Source organism: Streptomyces sp. P1-3 (assembly GCF_050613155.1).
Lineage (GTDB): Bacteria > Actinomycetota > Actinomycetes > Streptomycetales > Streptomycetaceae > Streptomyces.
This window is the reverse complement of sequence record NZ_CP192512.1, coordinates 380781-407052: the sequence shown is the minus strand read 5'-3', so window position 1 is coordinate 407052 and position 26272 is coordinate 380781. Positions and strand designations below refer to the sequence as shown.

General features: G+C 73.1%; 27 protein-coding genes and 1 pseudogene. 12 read left to right on the top strand and 16 right to left on the bottom strand.

The annotated features are described in order from the left end of the window. Positions 1-58 precede the first annotated feature (58 nt). Positions 59-2650 carry an ABC transporter permease gene (locus ACQUSR_RS01490; protein WP_431040689.1) on the bottom strand — a complete coding sequence of 864 codons (2592 nt, stop codon included), beginning with the start codon at positions 2648-2650 and terminating at the stop codon, positions 59-61. A 9-nt stretch (positions 2651-2659) separates the two neighbouring features. Continuing rightward, the gene (locus ACQUSR_RS01485; RefSeq protein WP_431040688.1) at positions 2660-3547 is read right to left on the bottom strand and encodes an ABC transporter ATP-binding protein; all 888 of its coding nucleotides are present in this window, start codon (positions 3545-3547) and stop codon (positions 2660-2662) included. 207 nt (positions 3548-3754) lie between these two features. On the opposite strand from ACQUSR_RS01485, the gene ACQUSR_RS01480 reads away from it, so the two are divergent. Continuing rightward, on the top strand, positions 3755-3982 hold the full coding sequence (locus tag ACQUSR_RS01480; protein ID WP_304465246.1) for an antitoxin: 228 nt from the start codon (positions 3755-3757) through the stop codon (positions 3980-3982). Then, positions 3979-4359 carry a fic family toxin-antitoxin system, toxin component gene (locus ACQUSR_RS01475; protein WP_431040687.1) on the top strand — a complete coding sequence of 127 codons (381 nt, stop codon included), beginning with the start codon at positions 3979-3981 and terminating at the stop codon, positions 4357-4359. Before ACQUSR_RS01480 ends, ACQUSR_RS01475 begins: the two co-directional genes overlap by 4 nt. Positions 4360-4455: 96 nt before the next feature. On the opposite strand, the gene bioD is transcribed toward ACQUSR_RS01475, so the two are convergent. From bioD to bioB, 3 genes are all read right to left on the bottom strand, one after another. Next, the gene (gene bioD / locus ACQUSR_RS01470) at positions 4456-5172 is read right to left on the bottom strand and encodes a dethiobiotin synthase (RefSeq protein WP_431040686.1); all 717 of its coding nucleotides are present in this window, start codon (positions 5170-5172) and stop codon (positions 4456-4458) included. A gap of 96 nt (positions 5173-5268) precedes the next feature. Continuing rightward, positions 5269-6573 (bottom strand): adenosylmethionine--8-amino-7-oxononanoate transaminase, encoded by a 1305-nt coding sequence (locus ACQUSR_RS01465; RefSeq protein ID WP_431040685.1) that lies wholly within the window; start codon positions 6571-6573, stop codon positions 5269-5271. Beyond that, entirely contained in the window at positions 6566-7831 is a 1266-nt protein-coding gene (gene bioB / locus ACQUSR_RS01460) for a biotin synthase BioB (RefSeq protein WP_431040684.1), read from the bottom strand. Before bioB ends, ACQUSR_RS01465 begins: the two co-directional genes overlap by 8 nt. 172 nt (positions 7832-8003) lie before the next feature. Here bioB and ACQUSR_RS01455 point away from each other — a divergent pair, with 172 nt between their 5' ends. Further along, complete coding sequence (locus ACQUSR_RS01455) at positions 8004-9179, top strand: 8-amino-7-oxononanoate synthase (RefSeq protein ID WP_431040683.1); 1176 nt, start codon at positions 8004-8006, stop codon at positions 9177-9179. A 262-nt stretch (positions 9180-9441) separates the two neighbouring features. Next, positions 9442-9870, top strand: coding sequence for an ATP-binding protein (locus ACQUSR_RS01450; protein ID WP_431040682.1), 429 nt, complete (start codon positions 9442-9444; stop codon positions 9868-9870). Between the two features lie 4 nt (positions 9871-9874). Here ACQUSR_RS01450 and ACQUSR_RS01445 read toward each other — a convergent pair whose 3' ends face one another. The 5 genes from ACQUSR_RS01445 to ACQUSR_RS01425 form a co-directional block, all read right to left on the bottom strand. After that, positions 9875-10396 carry a DUF6328 family protein gene (locus ACQUSR_RS01445; protein WP_431047317.1) on the bottom strand — a complete coding sequence of 174 codons (522 nt, stop codon included), beginning with the start codon at positions 10394-10396 and terminating at the stop codon, positions 9875-9877. A gap of 1 nt (position 10397) precedes the next feature. Continuing rightward, positions 10398-10796 (bottom strand): VOC family protein, encoded by a 399-nt coding sequence (locus ACQUSR_RS01440; protein ID WP_431040681.1) that lies wholly within the window; start codon positions 10794-10796, stop codon positions 10398-10400. A 97-nt stretch (positions 10797-10893) separates the two neighbouring features. Further along, positions 10894-11367, bottom strand: a complete 474-nt coding sequence (locus ACQUSR_RS01435) for a C40 family peptidase (protein ID WP_431040680.1) — start codon at positions 11365-11367, stop codon at positions 10894-10896. A gap of 504 nt (positions 11368-11871) precedes the next feature. Continuing rightward, positions 11872-12168 (bottom strand): hypothetical protein, encoded by a 297-nt coding sequence (locus tag ACQUSR_RS01430; protein WP_431040679.1) that lies wholly within the window; start codon positions 12166-12168, stop codon positions 11872-11874. A 6-nt stretch (positions 12169-12174) separates the two neighbouring features. Then, positions 12175-12816 (bottom strand): ATP-dependent Clp protease proteolytic subunit, encoded by a 642-nt coding sequence (locus ACQUSR_RS01425; protein WP_431040678.1) that lies wholly within the window; start codon positions 12814-12816, stop codon positions 12175-12177. Positions 12817-12881: 65 nt separating this feature from the next. Here ACQUSR_RS01425 and ACQUSR_RS01420 point away from each other — a divergent pair, with 65 nt between their 5' ends. Then, positions 12882-13184: a type II toxin-antitoxin system Phd/YefM family antitoxin gene (locus tag ACQUSR_RS01420; protein WP_431040677.1), complete on the top strand. Its 303-nt coding sequence runs from the start codon at positions 12882-12884 to the stop codon at positions 13182-13184. A 62-nt stretch (positions 13185-13246) separates the two neighbouring features. Here ACQUSR_RS01420 and ACQUSR_RS01415 read toward each other — a convergent pair whose 3' ends face one another. Then, complete coding sequence (locus ACQUSR_RS01415) at positions 13247-14194, bottom strand: M28 family metallopeptidase (RefSeq protein WP_431040676.1); 948 nt, start codon at positions 14192-14194, stop codon at positions 13247-13249. A 342-nt stretch (positions 14195-14536) separates the two neighbouring features. Between ACQUSR_RS01415 and ACQUSR_RS01410 the strand changes: the two genes are divergently transcribed. The 7 genes from ACQUSR_RS01410 to ACQUSR_RS01380 all read left to right on the top strand — a co-directional run bounded on the left by ACQUSR_RS01410 (position 14537) and on the right by ACQUSR_RS01380 (position 21704). Continuing rightward, the gene (locus ACQUSR_RS01410) at positions 14537-14839 is read left to right on the top strand and encodes an urease subunit gamma (protein ID WP_431040675.1); all 303 of its coding nucleotides are present in this window, start codon (positions 14537-14539) and stop codon (positions 14837-14839) included. A gap of 12 nt (positions 14840-14851) precedes the next feature. Further along, positions 14852-15163, top strand: a complete 312-nt coding sequence (locus tag ACQUSR_RS01405) for an urease subunit beta (protein ID WP_431040674.1) — start codon at positions 14852-14854, stop codon at positions 15161-15163. Between the two features lie 13 nt (positions 15164-15176). Next, complete coding sequence (locus tag ACQUSR_RS01400) at positions 15177-16898, top strand: urease subunit alpha (protein ID WP_431047315.1); 1722 nt, start codon at positions 15177-15179, stop codon at positions 16896-16898. Positions 16899-17656: 758 nt separating this feature from the next. After that, the gene (locus ACQUSR_RS01395) at positions 17657-18316 is read left to right on the top strand and encodes an urease accessory protein UreF (RefSeq protein ID WP_431047313.1); all 660 of its coding nucleotides are present in this window, start codon (positions 17657-17659) and stop codon (positions 18314-18316) included. 135 nt (positions 18317-18451) lie between these two features. Beyond that, on the top strand, positions 18452-19147 hold the full coding sequence (gene ureG / locus ACQUSR_RS01390) for an urease accessory protein UreG (protein ID WP_431040673.1): 696 nt from the start codon (positions 18452-18454) through the stop codon (positions 19145-19147). Beyond that, positions 19144-20010 (top strand): urease accessory protein UreD, encoded by an 867-nt coding sequence (locus tag ACQUSR_RS01385; protein ID WP_431040672.1) that lies wholly within the window; start codon positions 19144-19146, stop codon positions 20008-20010. Before ureG ends, ACQUSR_RS01385 begins: the two co-directional genes overlap by 4 nt. A gap of 101 nt (positions 20011-20111) precedes the next feature. Continuing rightward, positions 20112-21704 (top strand): alpha/beta hydrolase, encoded by a 1593-nt coding sequence (locus ACQUSR_RS01380; RefSeq protein WP_431040671.1) that lies wholly within the window; start codon positions 20112-20114, stop codon positions 21702-21704. Positions 21705-21779: 75 nt separating this feature from the next. On the opposite strand, the pseudogene ACQUSR_RS01375 reads toward ACQUSR_RS01380, so the two are convergent. From ACQUSR_RS01375 to ACQUSR_RS01355, 5 genes and pseudogenes are all read right to left on the bottom strand, one after another. After that, positions 21780-22605, bottom strand: a pseudogene (locus ACQUSR_RS01375) (TIGR02452 family protein). Positions 22606-22677: 72 nt separating this feature from the next. Beyond that, positions 22678-23742: an NAD-dependent epimerase/dehydratase family protein gene (locus ACQUSR_RS01370; protein WP_431040670.1), complete on the bottom strand. Its 1065-nt coding sequence runs from the start codon at positions 23740-23742 to the stop codon at positions 22678-22680. Between the two features lie 92 nt (positions 23743-23834). Next, a complete protein-coding gene (locus tag ACQUSR_RS01365) occupies positions 23835-23990 on the bottom strand; it encodes a hypothetical protein (protein WP_431040669.1) in 156 nt (51 codons plus the stop codon). Between the two features lie 95 nt (positions 23991-24085). Then, on the bottom strand, positions 24086-25045 hold the full coding sequence (locus ACQUSR_RS01360) for a cytochrome c oxidase assembly protein (protein ID WP_431040668.1): 960 nt from the start codon (positions 25043-25045) through the stop codon (positions 24086-24088). 119 nt (positions 25046-25164) lie between these two features. Continuing rightward, on the bottom strand, positions 25165-26190 hold the full coding sequence (locus tag ACQUSR_RS01355) for a 6-phosphofructokinase (protein ID WP_431040667.1): 1026 nt from the start codon (positions 26188-26190) through the stop codon (positions 25165-25167). Between the last annotated feature and the right edge of the window lie 82 nt (positions 26191-26272).

The window sequence follows — 26272 nt, the reverse complement described above, 5'->3', positions numbered from 1 at the left end:
CAAAGCGCTCGCGGTGGCCGCGCAGCTGCTCGGCGACTGGGGGAAGTTCCCGGGTGACTCACTCGTGCGCGATGGCCGCCAACATGTTCATCCGCGACGCCCGCAGCGCGGGCAGCAGCGCCGCGACCAGCCCCACCACGACCGACCCGATCAGCACGACCACCATCGTCGGCCACGGAACGGCCAGTTCCCTCATCCCCTCCAGGGCCAGCACATGGTGCATCGTCACCCCCCACACCAGGCCGAGCCCCAGCCCCAGCACCGCCCCGAAGACCGAGATCACCACCGACTCCAGCCGGACCATCCGCCGGGTCTGGACCCGCGACAGCCCGATGGCCCGCAGCAGGCCGATCTCACGGGTGCGCTCCACCACCGAGAGCGTGAGGGTGTTGACGACCCCGAGCACCGCGATGATGATCGCCAGCCCGAGCAGCGCGTAGACCAGATAGAGCAGCACGGCGATCTGATCGCGCACCAGTTCCTTGTAGTCGGCCTGGTCGCGCACCTTGACCTGGGGAAAGGTCTTCAACTCCCGCTCCAGGGAGCGGCGCAGGTCCCGCGGATCGGTGCCGGGCGCGGCGTTCACGTACAGCGCCGAGTCCTGGCTGCCCGGCAGATACCGCTCCGCCGTGCCGAGCCCCATCATCAGGCCGCCCTCGGAGCCGAACCCGCCGCCGGACTCCGACTTGGCCAGCGCGCCGACCGTCAGCCGGGCCGTACGCCCCGTCGAGAACGTCACCGTGACCGGGCTACCCACCCCGACCCCGTGGTCCCGGGCGAACTTCTCCTCCATGCCGATCCGCCCCGGCGCCAGCGCCGCCGCGGTGCCACCCGCCCGGTAGTCGAGCCTGATGACCTCGTCGAACCGGTCGTCGAAGGCCCCGCCGTTGGTACGAACCGACTCCCCGTCCGGCAGCTTCACCCGCATCGGCACATAGCGCTGCCGTACGAGCGTGCCGACCCCGTCCACCTCGCTCGCCCGGTCGGCGACCGCCCGGGGGAACGGCCCGAAGGAGTTGGTCTGGAGTACGAAGTCGGCGCCCAGCCGCTTGTCGATCTCCGCGTCGAAGGACTTGGTGATCGACGCCCCGGCCACCGACAACCCGGCGACCAGCGCGAGCCCTACCATCAGCGCAGCCGCGGTGGCTCCGGTGCGGCGCGGGTTGCGCAGCGCGTTGCGCTGGCTGAGCCGCCCCACCGGCCCGAACAGCCTCGGGAAGGCCCCACCGAGTACCCGTACCAGGGGCCGCACCAGCAGCGGCCCCGCGATCACCATCGCGATCAGGGTCAGCAGCACGCCGAGCCCCAGCAGGGCGGCCGCGGCCTCGGTGCCGTCACGCGTCGCGGAGGCGCCCAGGGCTGCCCCGCCCGCGGCCCCGGCCACCAGCCCCGCGACCGCGCGGATCCGCAGCGGACGGCCGACCCCCGACACCTCGGTGTCGGCCAGTGCCGCCATCGGGGAGACCCGGGCCGCGCGGCGCGACGGCAGATAGGCGGCGACGAACGTGACGCCCAGGCCCACCACGTACGCGGCCACGGGCGTGGCCGGACCGAACGCCAGATCCGCCGCGTCGAGGTTCATCCCGAGCAGCCCCAGCAGCTCGATCAGGGCGATCGCGAGCCCCACCCCGGCCGCGAGCCCCACGGTGGACCCCGACACACCGAGCAGCACCGCCTCGGCGAGCACCGAGCGGCGCACCTGGCGGCGTTCGGCGCCGAGCGCGCGCAGCAGCCCCAGTTCGCGCGTGCGCTGGGCGATGAGCATCGAGAACGTGTTGACGATCAGGAACACCCCGACGAGCACGGCGACGCCCGCGAAGCCCAGCATCACGTACTTGATGATGTCCAGGAACTCGCCGAAGGCGGCGGCGTCCGACTCCGCCTGCTCCGCCCGGGTCCGCAGCTCGTAGCGGTCCGCGCCCCCGCCCTTCCCGCCGTCGAGGGCGGCGGCGACCCGGTGCTTGAGCGTCTCGTCCGACACGCCCGGGGCCGCGTCGACCTTGATGGAGGACGCCGCGTCCGGATCGCCCAGCAGCCGCCGCTGGGCGCTCGGGGTGTCCACGTAGACCAGCGTGGCACCGGGGTTGGTGGTGGTGAACGCGGCGATGCCGGTGACCTTCACCGGGAAGGTACCGGGGGCGGCGATGATCCGCAGCGTGTCACCGATCTCCACGTGCGCGCGGTCCGCGGTGTTCGCGTCGATGACCGCCTGCCCGTCCCGGCGCGGTGCGTGCCCGCTGGTCAGCCGCACCGGGGTCTCCTTGCCGGGGTTCCAGTCGGTGGCGAGCGTCGGGGCGTTGGCGGTGGTCCTGACCTCCTTGTCGCGCGCGTCGATGACGGTGACGTTCTCCACGGTGGCGTCCACCCGCGCGGCCGCCACGCCGGGGACGCCCGAGAGCCGGTCCGCGAGTGCGGCCGGCAGGGTCGGCGTCCGGCCCGCGCCGTAGCGGCTGTTCTCGTCGAACGCGGACTTCGGAGTCACCGTGACGTCGGAGGCCGCCGACCTGAACAGCTGGTCGAAGGTCCGGTTGACGGTGTCGGAGAAGATGAGGCTGCCGACGACGAACGCGACCGACAGCACGACCGCGAGCGCGGAGAGCAGCAGCCGCCCCTTGTGCGCGAGGAAACTGCGCAGCGTCGCCCGGAGCATGACCGCCCCTCAGCCCTCTCCGCCGCCGGCGGCGGCAGCGGGACCCGTGTCGCCGAGGCCGGGAGGCGCGGGTTCCGATCCCGGCCCCGCGGGTCCGGGTCCCGGGCCGGGCGAGGCGGGTCCGGTGCCCGCGGAGAGCAACCGCATCCGCTCCAGCACCGCCTCCGCGGTCGGCCCCGCCATCTGGTCCACGATGCGGCCGTCGCCGAGGAACAGCACCAGATCGGCGTGGGCGGCGGCCGACGGGTCGTGGGTGACCATGACCACGGTCTGGCCGAGCCGGTCGACGGCCTCGCGCAGGAACCGCAGCACCTCCAGCCCCGACCGCGAGTCCAGGTTGCCCGTCGGCTCGTCGGCGAAGATCAGCTCGGGGCGGGAGGCCAGCGCACGGGCGCACGCCACGCGTTGCTGCTGCCCGCCCGAGAGCTGTCCCGGCCGGTGGTCCAGCCGGTCCCGCAGCCCCAGGGTGTCGATGACCCGGTCCAGCCACACGCGATCGGGTCCGCGCCCGGCGATGTCCATGGGCAGCGTGATGTTCTCGGCGGCCGTCAGCGTCGGCAGCAGGTTGTACGACTGGAACACGAACCCCACCCGGTCGCGGCGCAGCCGGGTCAGCTCCCGGTCGCCCAGCCCGGTGATCTCGGTCGACCCCAGCCACACCCGCCCGGCGGAGACCGTGTCGAGCCCGGCCAGGCAGTGCATCAGCGTCGACTTGCCCGAGCCGGAGGGCCCCATCACGGCGGTGAACCGGCCCCGGGCGATCTCCACGTCCACCGCGTCCAGCGCCCGAACGGCCGTCTCCCCGGAGCCGTACGTCTTGGTGAGCCCCGCCGCGCGCGCCGCGGCCTCCGGCCGCTCCGCGGCCCCGCCGGCCTTCGCTGCCGTCGCTGTGGACAAGGCGCCTCCCGCTGTCCGGTACGCGCACGTACGCGAGGTACGCGCGGGCGGTCGCGCACGAGCTGTACGAGCCGTGCGCGCGGTCGCGCGTGGTACGCGCGACCATGAGCCGAGCGTAGGCGCGCGGACCGGCCGCCGGTATCCCTGTGGATAACCCGCGCCCGGCGCGTCTTGCCGGTGCTAGCGCCCGCGCGCTAGCGTAGTTGTGTGGCGAAGACGCAGCTGAACGTCAGGGTCGATGAGACCACCGCGCGCACCGCGCGGGAGCGCGCGCTCCAGCGGGGCATGAGCGTGAACCGTTACATCGAGGACCTGGTCCGCAAGGACGCGGGCGAGGTCGGCCATACGTTCGTCGAGGCCGCGGCCGACTTCATGAAGCAGTACCGCGACGTGTTCGCGGAGGAGTTCGGACAGCAGGGCGACGTACGCCGTTGACGCTCCGCATCGATCTGGCCTGGCTGCTCATGATCGCCGAACGCAACATCCCCGGCGATCCCCAAGTCGCGGACTACGGCGCGCTGGTGGCCGCCGTGGCGCGCCATGAAGCCGAGATCTTCGGCACCCCCATCTACCAGGACCCGCAGGCCCGCGCCGCCGCCCTGCTCCAGCTCCTGCTGCTGGTGCCCGCCCTGGAGCGCTCCAACGCCCTGTTCGCGTGCGCCGTCGCCTACGCCTACCTCGTGGCCGGCGGAGTGAAGGTCACCACCTCGCCCGAACGGGTCCGGGACCTGGCGCGCTTGGTGAAGGACGGCTCCGCCGACGTACGGGTCATCGCCGAGTACCTGCGAGGCTGGAGCCGCCCCTCCGACTAACCGGCGCCCGGATTCCCCGGCCATCGGCCCGGCGCTCGCCGAAGGGGCTTCGGCCCGGTGTTCGCCGAAGGGGCTGGGGAACACCCCCGGTACGCCTCAGCCCTGGGCCGCCGCGAACGCCGCCGCGTCCCACGTGCCGGCCAGCTCCGGGGCCAGCCAGTCCGCCGCCTCCTGGCGGAACCGCGCCGGCGGCAGCGCGGCCGCGCCCTCGGGGACCGCGCCCAGCAGCGGGGCGCCCGCGGCCTCGGGCAGGTCGGCCAGGTTGCAGCGGTCGGCCAGGCCAGGCGCGGCGGGCCAGCTGCCGATGACCACCCCCCGGCAGGCGAGGCCACGCGCGCGCAGCGCCTCCGCGGTCAGCGTGGTGATGTTGAGCGTGCCCAGCCCGGCCTGCGCGACGACCAGCACCGGCGCGTCGAGCAGGCCGGCCACGTCGGCGAGCGTCGCGCCCCGGTCGTCTAGGCGTACCAGCAGGCCCCCCGCCCCCTCGACCAGGACCAGATCGTGCTCGGCCGCCAGCCGCTTGACCGCCGGCTCCACATCGCCGGGGCGCACCGGGGCCACCCCGGCCCGCAGCGCGGCCCTGTCGGGGGCCAGCGGCTCGGGGAAGCGGGCCAGTTCCACGCCGGTCACCGCGTCCCCGGCGAGCCGCCGCACCTCCGCGACGTCGCCCGGCTCGCCCTCCGCGACGCCGGTCTGCGTGGGCTTGACCACGGCCACCGACCGCCCCTGCGCCAGCGCGGCCGCCGCCAGCGCGGCCGTCACGACGGTCTTGCCGATCTCCGTGTTCGTACCCGATACGACGAGTACCGACATCGCTCTTCCACGTCCTTCGTGTTCTCGGTGGCTTACGTTCTCGGCACGCGCGGCCCGACGAGCCCGTGCGGGCGTCCCCAGGGAACGTCGCCGGCGTCAGTCGGCCGCGGCCGCGGCGCGCACCGCCGCGCAGATCCGCGCCAGGTCCTCGTCGCCGGTGACGAACGGCGGCATGGTGTACAGCAGCTCGCCGAACGGACGCAGCCAGACCCCTTCCCGGGCCGCCGCCCGCGTCGCCGCCGCCATGTCCGCCGGGTGGTCCAGCTGGACGACGCCGATCGCGCCGAGGACCCGCACGTCCCGTACCCCGGGCACGTCGGCGGCCTCCGCCAGCCCGTCTCGCAGCCCGGTCTCGATGCGCTTGACCTCGCCCTGCCAGTCTTGCGACAGCAGCAGGTCGATCGAGGCGTCGGCGACCGCGGCCGCGAGCGGGTTGCCCATGAACGTGGGGCCGTGCGCCAGGACCGGCACCTCGCCGCTGGAGATGCCCTCCGCGACCCGTGTGGTGCACAGCGTCGCGGCCATCGTCATGTATCCGCCGGTCAGGGCCTTGCCGACGCACATCACGTCGGGGGAGACCCCCGCGTGGTCCGCCGCGAAGAGCGCGCCCGTACGGCCGAAGCCGGTGGCGATCTCGTCGAACACCAGCAGGACGTCGTGCTCGTCGCACAACTCGCGCAGCACCCGCAGATAGCCGGGCGAGTGGAACCGCATGCCGCCCGCGTTCTGCACCACCGGTTCGACGATCACCGCGGCCACCTCGTCGGCGTGCCGCGCGATCACCTCCCGCAGATGCGCTACGTACGACGCGTCCGGCTCGGCGTCGAAACCGGTCGGCGGCGCGTCCGCGAAGACCTGCCGGGGCAGCACCCCGGACCACAGGTCGTGCATGCCGCCGTCCGGGTCGCACACCGACATCGGCTGCCAGGTGTCGCCGTGGTAGCCGCCGCGCCAGGTCAGCAGCCGCTGCTTGCCCGGCCGGCCCACCGACCGCCAGTACTGCATGCACATCTTCACCGCGACCTCGACCGAGACCGACCCGGAGTCCGAGAGGAAGACGTGCCGCAGGGGCTCGGGGGTGATCTCGACCAGGCGGGCGACGAGCCGCACGGCGGGCTCGTGCGTGAGCCCGCCGAACATCACATGGCTCATCCGCTCCAGCTGGTTGCGGGCCGCGTCGTTGAGCACCGGGTGGTTGTAGCCGTGCACGGCCGACCACCATGACGACATGCCGTCGATCAGCTCGGTCCGCCCCTCCACCGGGGCGGCAAGCCGCAGCCGCACCCCGGCCGCGGACTCCACCAGGAGCGGCTCCTGACGGCCGGGCATCGGGCCGTACGGATGCCAGACGTGTTCGCGGTCGAGTGCGAGCAGTTCACTAGGCGTCAGGTGCTCAGGCATTGGGCGGCAGCTCCGTCCCCGCGCCCCGGCGGCGCACGGCGACCAGGTCGGTGCGCGCCTCACCGGCGTCGGCCGGTACGGGCGCGTCGGCGGTCGTGGCTGCCGTGGAGGCGTCGGCGGAGTCGTCCACCTCAGCCGCGGCAGCCGGCTCCCCGCCGCCGCACGGCCCGCAGCCGCCGTCGCCGTGACCGCCGCAGCCGGACCCGGCATCGACGTGGCCCCCGCAGCCGGACCCGGCGCCGGCCGCGGCGTCGGCGCGGTGCGTGGGCAGCGTCGTGGTGCCGGTGCCCTCCACCTCGAAGCCCGCGTCGGCGATCATGGCCAGGTCGTCCTTGCCGGCCTGGCCCTCACTGGTCAGATAGTCGCCCAGGAAGATCGAGTTGGCCAGGTGCAGGGCCAGCGGCTGCATCGAGCGCAGATGCACCTCGCGGCCGCCCGCCAGCCGTACCTCCACGTCCGGGCAGACGAACCGGACCATGGCCAGGATGCGCAGCGCCCGCTGCGGGGTGAGGTTCCACTCCTTGGCCAGCGGGGTGCCCTCGAACGGGATGAGGAAGTTGACCGGCACCGAGTCCGGGTCCAGCTCGCGCAGCGAGAAGACCACGTCGACCAGGTCCTCGTCCGTCTCGCCCATGCCCGCGATCAGCCCGGAGCAGGCGGACATGCCCGCCGCCTGCGCCTGCTGCACGGTCTCCACCCGGTCGGCGTAGGTGTGCGTGGTGGTGATGTCCCCGTAGGTGGCCTCGGAGGTGTTGAGGTTGTGGTTGTACGCGTCCGCGCCCGCGTCCTTGAGCCGCGACGCCTGGCCGTCGGAGAGCAGGCCCAGACAGGCGCACACCTCGACGCCCTCGTTCTCCTCCTTGACCGCCGCGATGGTCTTCGCGACCCGATCCACGTCCCGGTCCGTCGGACCGCGGCCGCTCGCCACCAGGCAGACCCGCTTCGCGCCCCCGGCGACCCCCGCGCGCGCGGCGGCCGCCGCCTCGTCCGGCTTCAGCCAGGTGTACTTCAGGATCTCGGCCTTCGAACCGAGCCGCTGCGAGCAGTACGAGCAGTCCTCGGGGCACAGCCCCGACTTGAGGTTGACCAGATAGTTCAGCTTCACCCGCCGCCCGAACCAGGCGCGGCGCACCTTTCCGGCCGCGGCCACGACGTCGAGCAACTCGTCGTCGGAGGTCGCCAGGACGGCGAGCGCCTCTTCGCGGGTCGGCGACTCGCGCCGCAGCCCCTTGTCCACCAGCGTGTTGAGCAGGTCCATGGCGCTGATCCTTTCCTACGGCACCGCCCCCGGCCAATGGAGACTTCGCACAAGTCGGCCTGCCAAGGGTGTGTCTATTGCCACACGCTGACCCCGCATGGACACCGCTACGTTCTAGCCAGTGCATACAAAGGGCCCGCGGGCCCGTGGCGAGACGCGTGAAGGACGGCCCATGCCCCAGGACCGCCAGGACGGCCCGGTCGACAGCCAGGACGACCCGTTCGGCTGGATCGACACCGACCGCGAGCGGCGCCGCCGCGCCGGGCTGGTCCGCGAGCTGCGGCCCCGGTCGGCCGACTCACCGCTGCTGGACCTGGCGGGCAACGACTACCTCGGCCTGGCCCGCCACCCGCGGGTCACGGCCGCCGCCGCCGAGGCGGCCCAGCGCTGGGGCGCGGGCGCGACCGGCTCCCGGCTGGTCACCGGCAGCACCGAACTCCACGCTGAGCTGGAACGCGAACTCGCCGCCTTCTGCGGCTTCGAGTCCGCGCTGGTGCTGTCCTCCGGATACGCCGCCAACCTCGCCGCCGTCACCGCCCTGAGCGGCGCGGACGCGCTCATCGTCTCCGACGCGGGCAACCACGCCTCCCTCATCGACGGCTGCCGCCTCTCCCGCGCCGAGACCGTCGTGGCCCCGCACGCCGACCCCGCCGCCGTCGCCAAGGCACTCGACGGGCACGAGGGCCGCGCGCTGGCCGTCACCGACTCGGTGTTCTCCGTCGACGGCGACGCCGCGCCGCTGGCCGACCTCGCCGACGTCTGCCGTGCCGCCGGCGCCGCGCTCGTCGTCGACGACGCGCACGGCCTGGGCGTGCTCGGCGCCGGCGGCCGAGGCGCCCCGTACGCCGCCGGACTCGCCGGGGCCCCGTACGCCGTGGCCACCGTGACCCTGTCCAAGGCCCTCGGCAGCCAGGGCGGCGCGGTCCTCGGGCCCGCCCGGGTCATCGAGCACCTGGTCAACACCGCCCGTACGTTCATCTTCGACACCGGCCTCAACCCGGCCGCGGTCGGCGCGGCGCTGGCGGCGCTGCGCCTGCTGCGCCGCGAACCGGAGCGCGCCGAACGCGTCAGGGCGGTGGCGACCGCCCTGCACACGGGCCTGACCGCGGCCGGCCTGACCGCCGTGCGGCCCGACGCGGCGGTGGTGTCGGTACGCGCCCCCTCGCCGGAGCGTGCGGTGCGCTGGGCCGCGGACTGCCGCGCCGCCGGACTCGCGGTCGGCTGCTTCCGGCCGCCGTCCGTCCCCGACGGGATCTCCCGGCTGCGGCTGACCGCCCGCGCGGACCTGACGGACCAGCAGGTCGCCCAGGCGGTCGAGGTGATCACGGGGACCGCACCGCGAGACTGAACGGGAGCCGATGCCCTTGACCGCGGCGCCGCGGAACCGGCCCGCCGAGCGGACGACAGCCTTCCGTACCCCTGGTGACGGCCTTCCATAGCAGAGTTCACCGCATCGGGCGACAGGTATATGCATATCTTGGAGGATCGCCGGGGACCCGGGCAGCATCGGTGGCACTCTGACGCGAAGAGCCGTCCGGGTCCGTCGGCGACTTCTCCGCAAGCCGCGCCACACGTCGGCGCCCGGTCGGTGGAAAGGGAACAGGGCCACCATGGCAGACCATCAGGAAGCGTCCGTCACTCTGCCGAGCGCTCCCGCCTCCGTCGCCGAGGCCCGCAGCTATGTGACGGGCGTGCTCGCCGACTGGGGGCTTCCGGCGGCCGCCGAGGCCACCGACACCGTACGGCTGATCGTCTCCGAGTTGGCGACCAATGCCGTCCAGCACACTTTCGGCCAGTCGCCCACCTTCACCGTCGACGTGCGGCTGGACCGCGACCGGCACCTGCGCATCGGGGTCACCGACAGCCACCCTCGGTGGCCGAAACGATTGCCCGCCGCCGTCCAGCAGGACAACGGCCGCGGCCTGGTGATCATCCGCAGTCTCACCGCGGAATCGGGAGGCAGGTTCTTCGTCACCCCGACCCCCGAGGGCGGCAAGACCGTGTGGATCGCACTGCCCTGGACGGCGCCGGCGGCCTGATCGGTCAGCGGACCCCCCGCCGTTCCCGCGCGCCCGTCCCCGACCCGGCCTTCGGCAGACTGTGGGCCATCCAACGGGGCAGCACGCCCCACAGCCCGGCGCACACCGCGAACGTCCCCGCCGCCGCCGCGATTCCGGCCCCGCGCCCCAGCACCACGTCGACGACCAGCAGCACCGACGCGGTGAACGCCAGTGCCAGCACCACCAGCCCAGCGCTCGCCAGCCGGGACGAGACGTCCACGATGCGGCGCTTGACGTGTTTGCGGAACAACGCGCGGTGCAGCGCGGCCGGTGCGGTGAACAGCGCGGCGGCCAGCATCGACAGCAGCAGGGCCGTCACGTACGTCCCGCGCTGCCACTCGTCCAGCCGGGGGAAGCGCGGCAGGAAGGCGAGCGTCAGCAGGAACGCGAAGAGGATCTGCACACCGGTCTGGGTGACCCGGAGCTCCTGGAGCAGCTCCGCGAAGTTCCGGTCGGCGCGCTCCAGAGGTGTCTCATGACGGGCGGCGCGGGGCACGTGATCCAGCCTACGACCCGGTCAGGCCGCGCTCCACCGCGCTGCGCTCCACACAGAACTCGTTGCCTTCCGGATCGGCCATCACCACCCATCCCAGCCCGTCGCCGGTCCGCCGGTCGTCGACGACCCGCGCGCCCAGCCCGAGCAGCCGCTCCACCTCGGCGTCGCGGGTGCCCGTGGGCGGCTGTATGTCCAGATGCACGCGGTTCTTGACGGACTTGGAGTCCGGCACGCGCAGGAAGAGCAGCCCCGGAACCCCCGGCCGGCCCGCCTCGATCAGTACCTCGTCGTCACCCGGCGCGTCCTCCGGGGTGATGGTGTAGCCCGTCAGGGCGGCCCAGAACCGGGCCTGTTCGTACGGGTCGTGCGCGTCGAAGGAGATGTGCCGGACAGGGTTCAGATAGGTCATGGCCGAACGCTACCGCCGGGCACTGACATCACCGAGTGCCCACGAGCGCCGGCCGGCATCCGGCGGTGCGCCCAAGTACCAGCCGCCGTCCGGCCGTTCAGTGGACGCGTCCGTAACTCACGCTCTGGGTCCAGATCCGTTCCAGCCGCACCACCGCGCCCGTCTTGGGCGAGTGCCAGATCCGGCCGTGGCCCGCGTAGATACCCACGTGGTAGACGTGGCTGCCGGCGTGGAAGAAGACCAGGTCGCCGCGCCGACGGGCGGACGCCTTGACGTGCCGGGTGTGGTTGTACTGCTGGGCCGCCGTGCGGGGCAGTTGCTTTCCTGCCCGTTTGAACGAGTACAGCGTCAGGCCGGAACAGTCGAAGCGGCGCGGGCCCACGGCGCCCCACTGGTAGGGCGCGCCCTTCTTGGAGGCCGCCACCTTCAGGGCGCGCACCGAGACCGCGGCCGCCTCGGCCTCCGGTGCGAACCCGGGCACCAGCAGGGTGCCGCCGAGCGTGGCGGCGGCGAGGGCCGAGACGGTGCCGGCCCGCACGAGCCCGATGGGAACTGATGTGCGCGCAGTCATGCGCACCCCTTCGTCAGCCGCCTGTGAAGGGAGTCCTGTCGGGTTCGGGCAGGCGAAGATGCCCGGCCGCCGCGGCGGCTTCACCCCAAGGGCGGCCCGTGATCCCGAGCCTGCCCGGCGTGCCTGGGTCCTCCACTCCCGCCGGTCCTCATGTCGACCAGACGCCCGTGCGGCGGCGGGACTCGGCGTCCGCCCGGACCGCCTCGCCGCTGCGGCGAGGGCTTGTCGTCCCACGGATCGTCACGCACGAAATTGGTAATTTTGGGTAGAAACGGCGGTATGTGATGTTCGTCACGCTTGCATCGTTAGGGGCGTTATCGCGGCAGGGGTGGGTGCGCCGGAGCCGGCGCGGGACCCGTACCAGCGGCGACGCGGCACCCAGCCCGCCGCCATCGCCTGTGCGGCGCAAGTCGGGGCTCGCGCCGGATCGTTGCCGCGCTGGGCTGTTGGGGCGAGCCCGTACGGAGGACCCCCGGCGTGCCGGGGTGCGCCAGCGCCCGAGGGCTATGAGGGAGGTACGGCCACCCGGCCTGCGCGCCGCTCCCCGTCCAGCACCCGCAGCGCGCGCCCCAGCGTCGCCGCGTGCAGCTCGCTCTCGCCGCGCTCGTGCATCAGCGCCAGCGCGTCCCGCAGTGCGGTGGCTTTGACCGCCAGTGCCTGCGCGGCGCGCAGCCCGCTGTAGGTGTCGCGGCCGCGCGCCGGATTGATCCGTCCCAGCAGGTCGACCACCTCCAGGTAGCGGTCCACCAGTTCTCCTTCGGCGCGTGTCAGCGCGGGCAGGGGAGGCAGTTCGGGTACCACCGCGGCTCACCGCGCCCCGAGCGGCGCCAGCGGGCCCTTGCGGCTGCGGGTGACGCCGTCCACGAGGCCGTATGCCACCGCGGCCCGCGCGTCGAAGATCTTGTCGCGCTCGATGTCGGCGCGCACCTGCTCGGCGGGCTGCCCGGTGTGCGCCGTCAGCATCTCCTCCAGCAGGGCCCGGGTGCGCAGCATTTCCTCCGCCTGGATGTGCAGATCGCTGATCTGGCCCTCCATGGGTTCGGCGGCCGACGGCTGGTGGATCAGCACCCGCGCGTGCGGCAGGGCGAGCCGCTTTCCGGGCGTCCCGGCGGCGAGCAGGACCGCGGCGGCGGAGGCGGCCTGACCCAGGCAGATCGTCTCGACGTCGCACGACACGAAGCGCATCGTGTCGTAGATCGCGGTCATCGCGGCGAACGAGCCGCCGGGGGAGTTGACGTACAGCGAGATGTCCTGCTCCGGCGCGGCGTGTTCCAGGTGCATGAACTGGGCGATCACGTCGTTGGCCGAGGTGTCGTCGATGGGCGTGCCCAGGAACACGATGCGCTCGGACAGCAGCTTGGAGTACGGGTCCATCGTGCGGATCCCCGTGCTGGTCCGCTCGGTGAACTCGGGCAGGACGTAGCGCGCGGTCGCAGTCGGTCGGGCCATCACAGCACCTCACATCGCCATCTGTGAAAAATGTACAGGACGTACATCTCGTTATGATGGGGAGCATGGCCTATGAGATTCCGGTGACGCAAGCCCGGGCAGAGCTCGCGGAGCTGATCAACCGCGTCGTCTACGGCGGTGAACGGGTGGTCGTGACGCGCCACGGGAAGCCCCTCGTGGCCCTGGTGTCCGCGGCTGACCTGCAACGACTCGAAGAGGAGCAGGCCGAGGCAGAGGAGCAGGTGATCAGTACGGTCTCGAGCGTGCGCCCCACGGCGTCCGCTCCCGGCGAACGGCGGCGCTTCGGTATCGCGGCGGAGCACCGCAGCCCGGCCGCCGGGGATCGGCGACCGGGCTGCGAGAGGTGACGGCGGGCAGGGCCCGCGTCACGTGCTGAGTCGGTCAGGCACTCAGTCGGCAGGCTTAACCGTCAGCTGCTGAGCTGCCAGATGGCGTGGGCGATGGCGTCGGTGTTGGTGTCCAGCGCCTTGTCGTCGATGTTCTTCGGGGAGTCGCAGGACGAGTGGTAGCAGGGGTCGAAGGACTCGCCCGCCTTGCCGCCCCACTTGTCCGCCTGCGCCTGGCTCTTGGTGGCCTCGGCGCCGGTGAACAGGCCGCCGACCGGCACGCCCGCCTCCTTGAACGGGGCGTGGTCCGAGCGGCCGTCGCCCTCCGTCTCCGGCTCGGTGGCGATGTTCTTGGTGGCGTAGTAGTCGGTGAAGACCTTCTCCAGCGCCGGGTCGTCGTCGTAGACGAAGTAGCCCGGGTTGGGGGAGCCGAGCATGTCGAAATTCAGGTACGCGTCGAGCTTGCCCAGTTCGCCGGAGCCGAGCTCGTTGACGTAGTGCGTCGAGCCGACCATGCCGTACTCCTCGGCGCCCCACCAGGCGAACCGCAGGTGCTTCTCCGGCTTGAGGTCGGCCTTGGCGACCGCGAGTGCGACCTCCAGGACGGCGGCCGAGCCGGAGCCGTTGTCGTTGATGCCGGGACCCTCGTCCACCGAGTCCAGGTGCGCGCCGGCCATGACGACGTTCTCCGCGTCGCCGCCCGGCCAGTCGGCGACCAGGTTGTAGCCGGTGGCTCCGCCGTGGGTGAACTCCTGGATCTTCGTGGTGAATCCGGCGGCGTCGAGCTTCTTCTTCAGGTGGTCCACAGACGCCTTGTAGCCGGCCTGGCCGTGGGCGCGGTTGCCGCCGTTGGCGTCCGCGATGGACTGGAGCTCGGCCAGATCGGCCTTGACCGCTGCGATGTCGATGTCGGGGGCGGCGGCGCTGTTGGCCGCTCCCGCGCCGGTGGCGCCGCTGATCAGCAGCGAGGCGACGGCGGTGCAGGTGCCGGCCGCGAGCGCGGCACGACGCCATGGTGCTATTCGGGACATTTTGGCTCCGTAACTGATGTGGGGGGTTGGTGCGGAGCGATGTATGCACGCGGTCAAGAGGATCGGCGGTTTGTCGGCTGATCGTCAAGAGCGAATACCGGACGAGGTGTTCCGGCATCCGGTACCGGGCGTCCGATACCGGGCCTTCGGTACTGGGCTTTCGGCCGGGCCCGGCCCGGGAGGACGGCGGCGTCATGGGCGGGCAAAGCGCCAGTTAACGCGTTGGAAAAGCTTCGGCTCTAATCTGCAATACCTTGCGGCCCAGCGGAGAACCGCAGGTCACATGCGTGCGGACGTCGACTAGGGTCCGGCGACGGCAGACGACGAGGATGAGGTGGAAGCGTGCAACTGACCCCGCACGAGCAGGAACGGCTGCTCATCCATGTCGCGGCCGACGTAGCCGAGAAGCGCCGGGCCCGCGGTGTGCGCCTGAACCACCCCGAGGCCATCGCGCTCATCACCGCCCACATCCTCGAAGGCGCCCGCGACGGCCGCACCGTCGCCGAGCTCATGTCCTCCGGCCGCAAGGTCGTCACCCGCGACGAGGTCATGGACGGCATCCCGGAGATGATCCACGACGTCCAGGTCGAGGCGACCTTCCCCGACGGCACCAAGCTCGTCACCGTCCACGAGCCCATCGCCTGAGGAGGCGCGTCCGTGATACCCGGAGAGATCCTGCACGACCAGGCGCCCGTACGCCTCAACGAGGGCCGGCCCGTCACCCGCCTCACCGTGCTCAACATCGCCGACCGGCCTGTCCAGGTCGGCTCGCACTACCACTTCGCCGAGGCCAACCCCGGGCTCGACTTCGACCGCGCCGCCGCCCGCGGCAAGCGGCTGCACATTGCCGCGGGCACCGCCGTCCGCTTCGAGCCCGGCATCCCCGTCGAAGTCGCGCTCGTGCCGCTCGCCGGCGCCCGCGTCGTCCCCGGCCTGCGCGCCGAGACCGGAGGCCCCCTCGATGACTGAGACGACCGACGACATGACCGCACTGAGCCGCCCCGCCTACGCCGCCCTCTTCGGCCCCACCGCCGGCGACCGGATCCGGCTGGCCGACACCGACCTGCTGATCGAGATCGAGGAGGACCGCAGCGGCGGGCCCGGCCGGGCCGGGGACGAGGCCGTCTTCGGCGGCGGCAAGGTGATCCGCGAATCCATGGGCCAGTCCCGCGCCACCCGCGCCGAGGGCACCCCCGACACCGTGATCACCGGCGCCGTCGTCCTCGACCACTGGGGCGTGGTCAAGGCCGACGTGGGGCTGCGCGACGGCCGGATCACCGGCATCGGCAAGGCCGGCAACCCCGACACCATGGACGGCGTCCACCCCGACCTCGTCATCGGGCCCGAGACCGAGGTCATCGCGGGCAACGGCAAGATCCTCACAGCCGGGGCCATCGACGCCCACGTCCACTTCATCTCCCCGACCATCGCCGACGAGGCCCTCTCCGCGGGGATCACCACCCTCGTCGGCGGCGGCACCGGCCCCGCCGAGGGCACCAAGGCGACCACCATCACGCCCGGCCCCTGGCATCTGGCCCGGATGTTCGAGGCCCTGGAGGCGTACCCGATCAACATCGGGCTGCTCGGCAAGGGCAACACCGTCAGCTACGAGGCCATGTGGTCCCAACTGCGGGGCGGCGCACTCGGCTTCAAGATCCATGAGGACTGGGGGGCCACCCCCGCCGCCATCGACGCGTGCCTGGGGGTGTGCGAGGAGAGCGGCGCCCAACTGGCCATCCACACCGACACGCTCAACGAGGCCGGATTCGTCGGCGACACGCTGGCCGCCATCGCCGGGCGCACCATCCACGCGTACCACACCGAGGGCGCGGGCGGCGGCCACGCACCCGACATCATCACCGTGGTCTCCCAGCCCAACGTGCTGCCGAGCTCCACCAACCCCACCCGGCCGCACACCGTCAACACCGTCGAGGAGCACCTCGACATGTTGATGGTCTGCCACCACCTCAACCCCGCCGTCCCCGAGGACCTCGCCTTCGCCGAGTCCCGCATCCGGCCCAGCACCATCGCCGCCGAGGACATCCTGCACGACCTCGGCGCGATCTCGATCATCTCCTCCGACTCGCAGGCCATGGGGCGCGTCGGCGAGGTCGTCCTGCGCACCTGGCAGACCGCGCACGTCATGAAGCGGCGGCGCGGCGCACTGCCCGGAGACGGCCGCGCCGACAACCACCGGGCGCGGCGCTACGTCGCCAAATACACCATCAACCCGGCCATCGCCCAAGGGCTCGACGGCGAGATCGGCTCCGTGGAGCCGGGCAAGCTCGCCGACCTGGTGCTGTGGGACCCGGCGTTCTTCGGCGTCAAACCGCAGCTCGTCATCAAGGGCGGCCAGATCGCGTATGCGCAGATGGGCGACGCGAACGCCTCCATCCCCACCCCGCAGCCGGTGCTGCCACGCCCCATGTTCGGCGCCATCGGCCGCTCCCCGGCCGCCAACTCGGTCAACTTCGTCACCGCCACCGCCCTGGAGGACGGCCTGGCCGAACGGCTCGGCCTCGGCAAGCGGTTCGCCGCGATCCGCGGCACCCGCGGCCTCACCAAGGCCGACATGCGCGGCAACGACGCCCGGCCGCGGGTCGAGGTCGACCCCGACACGTTCACGGTCACCATCGACGGCGAGGCCGTCGAACCGGAACCGGCGGCCGAACTGCCCATGGCCCAGCGCTACTTCCTGTTCTGACCATGGAAAGGGGTACGGAGACGAACGGCTCACCCGCCTCGGCGGGCCAGCGCGGTCCTGCGCAGCCACCGCCGGGCGGGGCCGAGCGACCGCCCGCCGCGGCCGGGCCACGGCCAGGCGGGGCGGCGGGCGGCAGGACGCCCGCACCGTACGCCGGTGCGGCGCTGCCCGCCGCCTCCGGGACCGAGGCACGGCACGCCGCCGCACGCCAGGGGGCGCCGGCCGGCGCCCGTCCGTGCCCCGGTGACCACGCGCCCGGCGGCGCACCCCACCCGTCCGCCGACGTGCCCGGCACGGTCGCGTCGGTCCGCACGCCCGATGCCCCCGCCGCCGCACCCGGGACGCGCCCCGAGCCCGAGCCCGGCGCGGTCGCCGGGCCCGCCGACCGCCAGGTGCACGTGGCCGCATCCCAGCCGTCCGCGGATGCGCCCGGTTCCGCTGGCGCCGCGCCGCGCGAGATGCCGCACGGCGCCGACGCGCCCGGGGGCGGCCACGCCCCGGCGCGGGCAGCCGATGCCCCTGCCGCCGTAGCGGGGGCGCGTTCGGGGCCAGGGCCCGGCGCGGCCAGCGGGGCCGCAGACCAGCCCGGCAGCGTCGGCACTCCCGGACACCGCGAAGCGCCCGCCTGCGGCGCCGCGGCCGGCTACGGTGGCGAGCCCACCGCCGACGTGCCCGCCGCCCACACACTCGGACCGGCCCACACCTCCAGCGCATCCAGCCCCGCCGACGCGCCCGGCGCGTCGGCGGCCCGTGCCGCGCTGCTCGTGCTCGCCGACGGCCGCTTCCCGGCCGGTGGGCACGCGCACTCCGGTGGCGCGGAGGCCGCGGTCAAGGCGGGCCGGATCCACGACGCCGCGTCCCTGGAGGCGTTCTGCCGCGGGCGGCTGCACACCGCCGGGCTCACCGCGGCCGGGCTCGCCGCCGCTGCCGCCGCCGGGGTCGACCCGCTGCTGCTGGACGAGGCGGCCGACGCCCGCACCCCGGTGCCCGCGCTCCGCGCCACCGCCCGCCGCCTCGGCCGCCAGATGACGCGCGCGGTACGCGCCGCCTGGCCGTCCCCCGAACTCGCCGCCCTCGCCGCCGCCCGCCCCCGCGGCGCCCACCAGCCGATCGTCCTCGGCCTCGCCGCGCGCGCCGCCGGACTGGGGCCCCTGGACGCCGCCCACGCCGCCGCGTACGAGGCGGTCAGCGGCCCCGCGACCGCCGTCGTACGGCTGCTGAGCCTCGACCCGTTCGACGCCACCGCCGTCCTGGCCCGCCTGGCGCCTGACCTGGACCAGGTCGCCCGGCGCGCCGCCGACGCCGCCCACCGGGCCCGCCACGAGGGCGTCGACGCGCTGCCCGCCGCCTCCGCCCCGCTGCTCGACATCGCCGCCGAAGCGCACGCCACCTGGCCCGTACGCCTCTTCGCTTCCTGACCCCGACCTGACCCCGACCTGACCCCGAACGTAAGCGCTCCCGACCACAAGCACTGCCGACACCACCAGCACTCCCGACGCCCGTACCCCGACCCACCCGCGAGACCACCCCTCACCAGAGCCGGAGCCGCCGCCATGCACCTGGACCACGCGGAGACCTTCCCGCACCGCCACACCTACAGCGCCGCCGACCCGCAGCGCCCCGACGGCACCCGGCGCGCCCTGCGCATCGGACTCGGCGGCCCCGTCGGCTCCGGCAAGACCGCCACCGTCGCCGCGCTGTGCCGCGCGCTCCGCGACGAGCTGCGCATCGCGGTGGTCACGAACGACATCTACACCCGCGAGGACGCCGAGTTCCTGCTGCGCAACGCCGTGCTGCCGCCCGAGCGCATCACCGCCGTCGAGACCGGCGCCTGCCCGCACACCGCCATCCGCGACGACATATCCGCCAACCTCGAGGCGGTGGAGGACCTGGAGGACACCGTCGGGCCGCTCGACCTGGTGCTGGTCGAGTCCGGCGGCGACAACCTCACCGCCACCTTCTCCAAGGGGCTGGTCGACGCGCAGGTCTTCGTCATCGACGTCGCTGGCGGCGACGACATCCCGCGCAAGGGCGGGCCGGGCGTCACCACCGCGGACCTGCTCGTGGTCAACAAGACCGACCTCGCCCCCTACGTCGGCTCCGACCTGGACCGCATGGCCCGGGACGCCGCGGCGCAGCGCGGCGATCTCCCCGTCGCCTTCACCTCGCTGGTCGCCGAGGACGGGGTGAAGCCGGTCGCGGACTGGGTGCGCGAGCGGCTCGCACGGTGGGCGGCGGGCACGCCATGACCGTCACCGCGCACGCCGCCGCCGAGCCGGGCTCGCGGGGCGGCGGCCTCACCGCCATCGCCCGCCTCGTCGCCGCTCCCGACGGGCGCGGCGGTACCGCGCTGCCCGTCCTGGAGGGGGCGGGCCCCTTCGCGCTCCGGCGCGTCGGTGGGCGCGGCACAGTGGCGTACCAGGCGCACGAGACACACCAGGTGGACGAGGCGCACCACGCCCACCAGGCACCGGGCGCGACCGAGGCGCACGTCGCCCTCGTCGGCGCCATGAGCGCGCCCCTTGGCGGCGACCGCCTGCGGCTGACCGCGGCCGTAGAGGACGCCGCCGCACTGCGGGTGACCAGCACGGCGGCCACCATCGCGCTCCCCGGCCGCGACGGCGCGCCCGCCACGTACGACACGCTGCTGAGCGTCGGTGACGGCGCCCGGCTGCGCTGGCTGCCCGAACCGCTGATCTCCGCCCGCGGCAGCGACCTGACGATGACCACCCGGGTCACGCTCACCCCGACCGCACGTCTGGTGCTGCGCGAGGAACAGGTCCTGGGCCGCGCCGGCGAGCCACCCGGCAGGCTCACCACCCGGCTGACCGTCCACCGTGCCGGACGCCCGCTGCTGGACCAGGAGTTGGCCTACGGGCCCGGCGCGCCCGGCTGGGACAGCGCGGCCGTGCTCGGGGGCCACCGGGCCGTCGGCCAACTGCTCGTCGTCGACCCGGCGTTGGCGGGCCGCACGCCGCGCCCCGTGCTGCTCGGCGAGACCGCGGTGCTGACCCCGCTGGCCGGACCGGCGCTGCTCGTCACGGCCGTCGCGGGCGACGCGCTCCGGCTGCGCCGCTTGCTCGACGACGCTGCCGAGCTCACGGCTTGGTAAAAAAACACGGCTTTGACCTGTACTGATCGGCAAATGAGAAGCGAGGATCCTCTTGACCACCGCCGCCGCGAGCGGCGCACCCAGCAGGGGGAGTTACCTACGTGAGACGTACAGCTATCTTCGGCGCCACCGGTGGCGTCGTGACCGGCGTACTCATAGCCGGGGCGCTGGCCGCGCCCGCGGCCAGCGCCGGCCAGCGCGCGCCCGGCGGCGACGCCGAGGCCCGCGGCGTGAAGCTCGCCGCGGCCCGTGCCGCCAAGGCGGGCATCGACTGGCGGGACTGCCCGGCGGACTGGGGACTGGAGAAGCCGATCCAGTGCGGCTTCGTCAGCGTCCCGCTGGACTACGCCAAGCCCAACGGCCGCAAGATCAAGATCGCCGTCGACCGGATCGGCAACACCGGCACGGCCGAGGAGCGCCAGGGCTCGGTCCTGTACAACCCGGGCGGACCGGGCGGTTCGGGCATGCGCTTCCCCAAGCGCGTCACCACCAAGAACCCGCTGTGGGCCAAGACCGCGAAGGCGTACGACTTCGTCGGCTTCGACCCGCGCGGCGTGGGCCATTCGACCCCGATCTCCTGCGTGGACCCGCAGGAGTTCGTCAAGGGCCCGAAGCTCGACCCGGTGCCGGACAGCGAGGCCGACAAGCGCGTTCAGCGCAAGCTCGCCAAGGACTACGCGGCAGGCTGCAAGAAGCGCAGCGGCTGGATGCTGCCGCACATGACCACGCCGAACACCGCCCGCGACATCGACGTCATCCGTGCCGCGCTCGGTGAGAAGAAGCTCAACTTCATCGGCGTGTCCTACGGCACCTACCTCGGCGGCGTCTACGCCACGCTCTTCCCGACCCACGTGCGCCGGATGATCGTGGACAGCGTCGTCAACCCCGCGCAGGAGAAGATCTGGTACCAGGCCAACCTGGACCAGGACGTGGCCTTCGAGATGCGCTGGAACGACTGGAAGAAGTGGGTGGCCAAGTACGACGCCGCCTACCACATCGGCGACACGCCCGAGAAGGTCCAGAAGCAGTGGGAGACGCTGCGCGCCGCCGCCAAGAAGAAGCCGATCGGCGGCAAGGTGGGGCCGGCCGAGCTGCTCGCCTTCTTCCAGAACGCCCCGTACTACGACTCGGCGTGGACCGAGGTGGCCCAGGCGTGGAGCGCCTACCTCGCCGGTGACGAGAAGCCGCTGATCGAGGCCGCCGCACCGGACATGTCCGACACGAAGGGCAACATCGCCTCGGAGAACGGCAACGCCGTCTACACCGCGGTGGAGTGCGCCGACGCCAAGTGGCCGACCAGCTGGAGCCGCTGGAACCGGGACAACACCCGGCTCCACAAGGACTATCCGTTCCTGACCTGGTCCAACGCCTGGATGAACCTGCCCTGCGCCACCTGGGGAGCCCCGCAGCAGACCCCGCTGGACGTCGGTGCCGACAAGGGCCTGCCGCCGGTGCTCATCGTGCAGGCCGAGCGTGACGCCGCCACCCCGTACGAAGGCGCCGTCGAGCTGCACAAGCGCCTCAAGGGCTCGCGCCTGATCACCGAGAAGGACGCGGGCTCGCACGGCGTCACCACCGAGATCAACCCGTGCATCAATGAGCGGGTGGACGCCTACCTGCTCAAGGGCAAGGTGGACGCCAAGGACGTGACGTGCGGCCCGCACGCCACGCCCAAGCCCGAGGCCAAGAAGTAACCACCGCTCACCGCACCGCGCCGCGCCCCGCTTCGTACCCCGGAGCGGGGCGCGGCACGTCGCCAGCCGAACGTGTCAGCCGAACGCGTCCGCGAAGGCGGCCCTCGTCGGTGAGTCCGTACGGCGGTCCAGCACCGCGAACACCACCCGCTCGAAGCGCCCCGCGAACCGCCCCGCCCCTGTCAGCTCGCCCGCGAACGCCGCCGCCACCTGCGCCGGGTCGTTCTGGAACACCCCGCACCCCGCACCCCCACGCCCCCAGCACCAGGGCCCGGTAGCCGTGCGCGGCCGCGACCTCCAGCACCCGCCCGGCGCGGGACGCCAGCGCCGCCGGGATCCGCGCGACCGCCGCCGGGTCGCGCCGGGCGATGACCCCCGCGTTCGGCGCGGGCGAGGTGAGGAAGCCCACCGTGTACGGAGCGGCCAGCAACTCGCCCCGGTCGTCCCGGAAGACCGGCACGGCGGGGGAGTGGATCACTCTGTCGCTGTAGAACGGGCTGGGGTCCGCGCGGTGCGCGGCGTAGAACTCCGGCACCTGACGCAGACACGCGTACAGCGCCGAGGACCGGCACAGGGCCTCTTCCTGCGCCTGCGCGCCGTTGAGGAACCCGCCGCCGGGATTGCGGGCCGACGCGAAGTTGAGCACACCGACGGGATCTCCCTCGGGTACCAGCCTGCGCGCGGCCGCCAGACTGCTCTCCGCCGTCACCTCGAAGGCGGTGGTACGGGCCGGGGCGCCCGGCTCGTACGCCACCGGACCCGGACCGTACCCCCGGGTCCCCGCCCTCGCCTCGGCGACGGCCTCGGCGATCACGACCTCGCCGCCGCCCGGCGCGGGGTAGCGCCCGGCCGCCACGATCCCCTCGGTCTCCTTCGCGATCTGCCGCAGCCGCGCGCTCATCCCCGTACCCCCGTATCGTCCCTCGTCAGGGAATGTCCCTCTTTCACGGCCCCGAGGCTACGTGCGCGATGATCACCGCGCGACGGAATATCCCTGCCCGGCCAGCCAGGCGTCCTCCGCCGCGTAGTCGAAGAGATCCAGGTGCGGGTCGTACGCCTTCGCCATCTCGGGGAACGCCGCGCGCCAGTCCGGCTCCTCGGCCAGTCGCCGGGCGAGCCCCTCGGCGGTCTCCGGCAGGGACGCGGCGTAGTCGGTAACCGGCCGGTAGCCGAGCTCGCGCTGCGCCGCCGACATGTCGCACACCACCGGCCGCGCGGCGCTCCACGGCGTCTGCCCCACCGGGCCCGTCTCCGGCGCGCCGTCCATCAGCACCAGCTCGCTCTCCGGGGCGCCCAGGGCCGCGTCCACCGCCGCCGAGATCTCCGCCACCGTGGGCGCCTGCGGATCGGCCGCGTTCAGTACTCGCGAACCCGGCCGCCGTGCCGCCAGCCGCACCAGCTCCGCGATGTTGGCGACATGCACCGGATGGAACCTGCTCTCGCCGCCGTGGGCAAGGATCCGCGCCCGGCGGCCGTCCACGACCCGCTTGACGAAGTACAGCTCGCGCGGCGTCCTGCTGTGCGGGCCGTGGATCGCCCCCGCGCGCAGCAGCGTCGCCGGCAACCGGCCGTCCGCCAGCAGCTCCCGCTCCAGTGCCGCCTTGCGGGTGGCGTAGGTCCCCTCACCCGGCTCGACCGTCGGCTGCGACTCGGGGATCGGCACCGGGTACGCGGGGGACCCGTCCGGTTCGTTCTGGGTGTCGAGGCTGCGGCCCTGCCCGTCCTCGTACACCGCGACGCTGGAGATCACGACGGCCGACCCGATCCGGTCCGCCAGTCCGAGCAGCTGCCGCGCCTCGTCGCGCCCGTACGCGACGCAGTCCACCAGGACGTCGCAGCCCTCCCCGAGGGCGCCCGCCAGGGCCGCGTCGTCCGCGCGGTCCAGCCGCACCGCCCGTACCTCCGCGGGCCAGCTCTCGTCGCGGCCACCGCCGCGCGACGCCGCCCGCACCTGGTATCCGTCCGCCGCCAGGGCACGCACGGTCGCCCGTCCGACCTGCCCCGTCGCCCCGATCACGAATGCGCTCTGCTGAGTCATGCTCGGGACGCTACGGGGCGCCGTGCCCCGCGCCCGCGGAGTTCGCCCTGCGCTAATACGCCGTCGGCTTAACAGGCGCGCCCGAACGGCGCTCAGGTCCGGGTCGCCAGCACCCCGAGCGTCAGCAGCCCCAGCACGACCCAGGTGAACCAGAGCCAGCCGCTGCTGCCCAGGGTCACGGTGTACGCGGTCACCGCGACCAGGCTCCCCACGGTGAACCCCGCCATCGCTTTCACGGATCCGGGCATTCCGGGCATCCCCGCAACCTCCTCGACGAGGCCAGGCGGCGCCCCGCCCGGACCACGGTTCAGGAGGCCATCGTCCCCCGTCGAGCCCCGCGCCGCTAGCGGCTGCGTGCCTGCAGTGAGGCGAGGTAGGCGTTGTAGGCCTCCAGCTCGCGGTCGCCGTCGCGGTCCGCGACCCGGTCCTTGCGCCGGGCCTGGCGCTGCTCGGACCGGTACCACTGGTAGACCAGCGCCAGCAGCACCACCACCGACGGGATCTCGCTGAACGCCCACGCGATACCGCCCGCCGCGTTCTGGTCGGACAGCGCGTCGATCCCCAGCGACGCCGGCGGGTTCTTGTACGTGTCGATCATCGGTTCCGACGCCATCATCAGCGAGATCCCGAAGAACGCGTGGAACGGCATGCCCGCGAACAGCTCCAGCATCCGCATCACATAGCCGGGCCGGTGCGGCCCCGGGTCCACGCCCATGATCGGCCAGAAGAAGACCAGGCCCACGGCGAGGAAGTGCACCATCATCGCGATGTGCCCGGCCTTGCTGCCCATGAGCGTGGAGAACAGCGGGGTGAAGTACAGCGCGTACAGGCTCGCGATGAACAGCGGGATCGTGAACGCCGGGTGCGTGACGATCCGCATGTACCGGCTGTGCAGCAGCGCGACCAGCAGCTCCCGCGGCCCCTTGCGGCCCCGCCCCGCCGCCGGCAGCGCGCGCAGCGTCAGCGTCACCGGGGCGCCCAGCAGCAGCAGGATCGGGGACAGCATGCTGATCACCATGTGCTGCACCATGTGCACGCTGAACATGACCATGCCGTAGTCGTTGAGCTTGGTGCACATCACCAGCGCGACCGACAGCACGCCGGTGACGAAGGCGATCGTGCGCGCCACCGGCCAGGCGTCGCCGCGCCGCCGCAGCCGGAGCACGCCCCAGCCGTACAGCGCGATCCCGAGCGAGCAGCTGATCAGGAAGAACGGCTCCCCGCTGAACTCCAGCCCTCGCGACAGCGTGAACGGCGGCAGATCCATCATCATGCCGTGCCCACTGTGCCCGCCGTGTTCCATCGCTTACGCTCCCTCTTTGCACCTAAACCGGCGCCGCTCTCGCGGACCTGGTTGCTCGCCGTCGTGGTTGCGCAATTGATGGTCGCGGTGCAAACCGGTCGTTTCTCACCTGTGGGGCACTACAGTACGCACTCGGACTCGGTGTACCGCTCGGCGGGTACCGTCTTGAGCGTCTCGACCGCCTCGGCCAGCGGCACCAGCGTGATGTCCGTGCCGCGCAGCGCCGTCATCATCCCGAACGCGCCCTGGTGCGCGGCCTCCACCGCGTGCCAGCCGAACCGGGTGGCCAGCACCCGGTCGTACGCCGTCGGGGTGCCGCCGCGCTGCACATGGCCCAGGATGACCGGCCGCGCTTCCTTGCCCAGCCGCCGCTCCAGCTCGACCGACAGCTGCCGGGCCACCCCCGCGAACCGCTCATGGCCGTAGACGTCCTTGCCGCCGGTGTCGAACTCCATGGAGCCGGCCCGCGGCTTCGCGCCCTCCGCCGCGACCACGATCGCGAACTTCTTGCCCGCCGCGAAGCGCTGCCCGACCACCTCGGTCAGCTCGTCGATGTCGAAGGGCCGCTCGGGCACCACGATGGCGTGCGCGCCCGCCGCCATGCCCGAGTGCAGCGCTATCCAGCCGGTGTGCCGCCCCATGACCTCCACGATCAGCACTCGCTGATGGGACTCCGCGGTGGTCTTGAGCCGGTCCAGCGCCTCGGTCGCGACCCCGACGGCCGTGTCGAAACCGAACGTCACATCGGTCGCGGCGATGTCGTTGTCGATGGTCTTCGGTACGCCGACGATCGGCAGCCCGGCGTCCGACAGCAGCCGGGCGGCCTTCAGCGTGCCCTCGCCGCCGATCGGGATGATGGCGTCGAGGCCGAGCTCGGCGACATGGCCCCTGGCGCGCTCGACCCCGTCCCGCAGATGCGCGGGCTGGACCCGCGAGGAGCCCAGGATGGTGCCGCCGAGCGCCAGGATGCCGCCCACCGCGTCGAGGTCGAGCTTGCGGTAGTCGCACTCCAGCAGGCCCTTCCAGCCGTCCTGGAAGCCGATGACCTCGTCGCCGTGATCGACCACGGCGCGGTGCACGACCGACCTGATGACGGCGTTCAGACCGGGGCAGTCGCCGCCGGATGTGAGTACACCAATTCGCATGTGTACGGGTACCTCTGCAACTCAACAAGGCGTGCCCGGACCCCGTCGTCCGGTCGGATCCCGGTCACCCTAAACCAGCCCG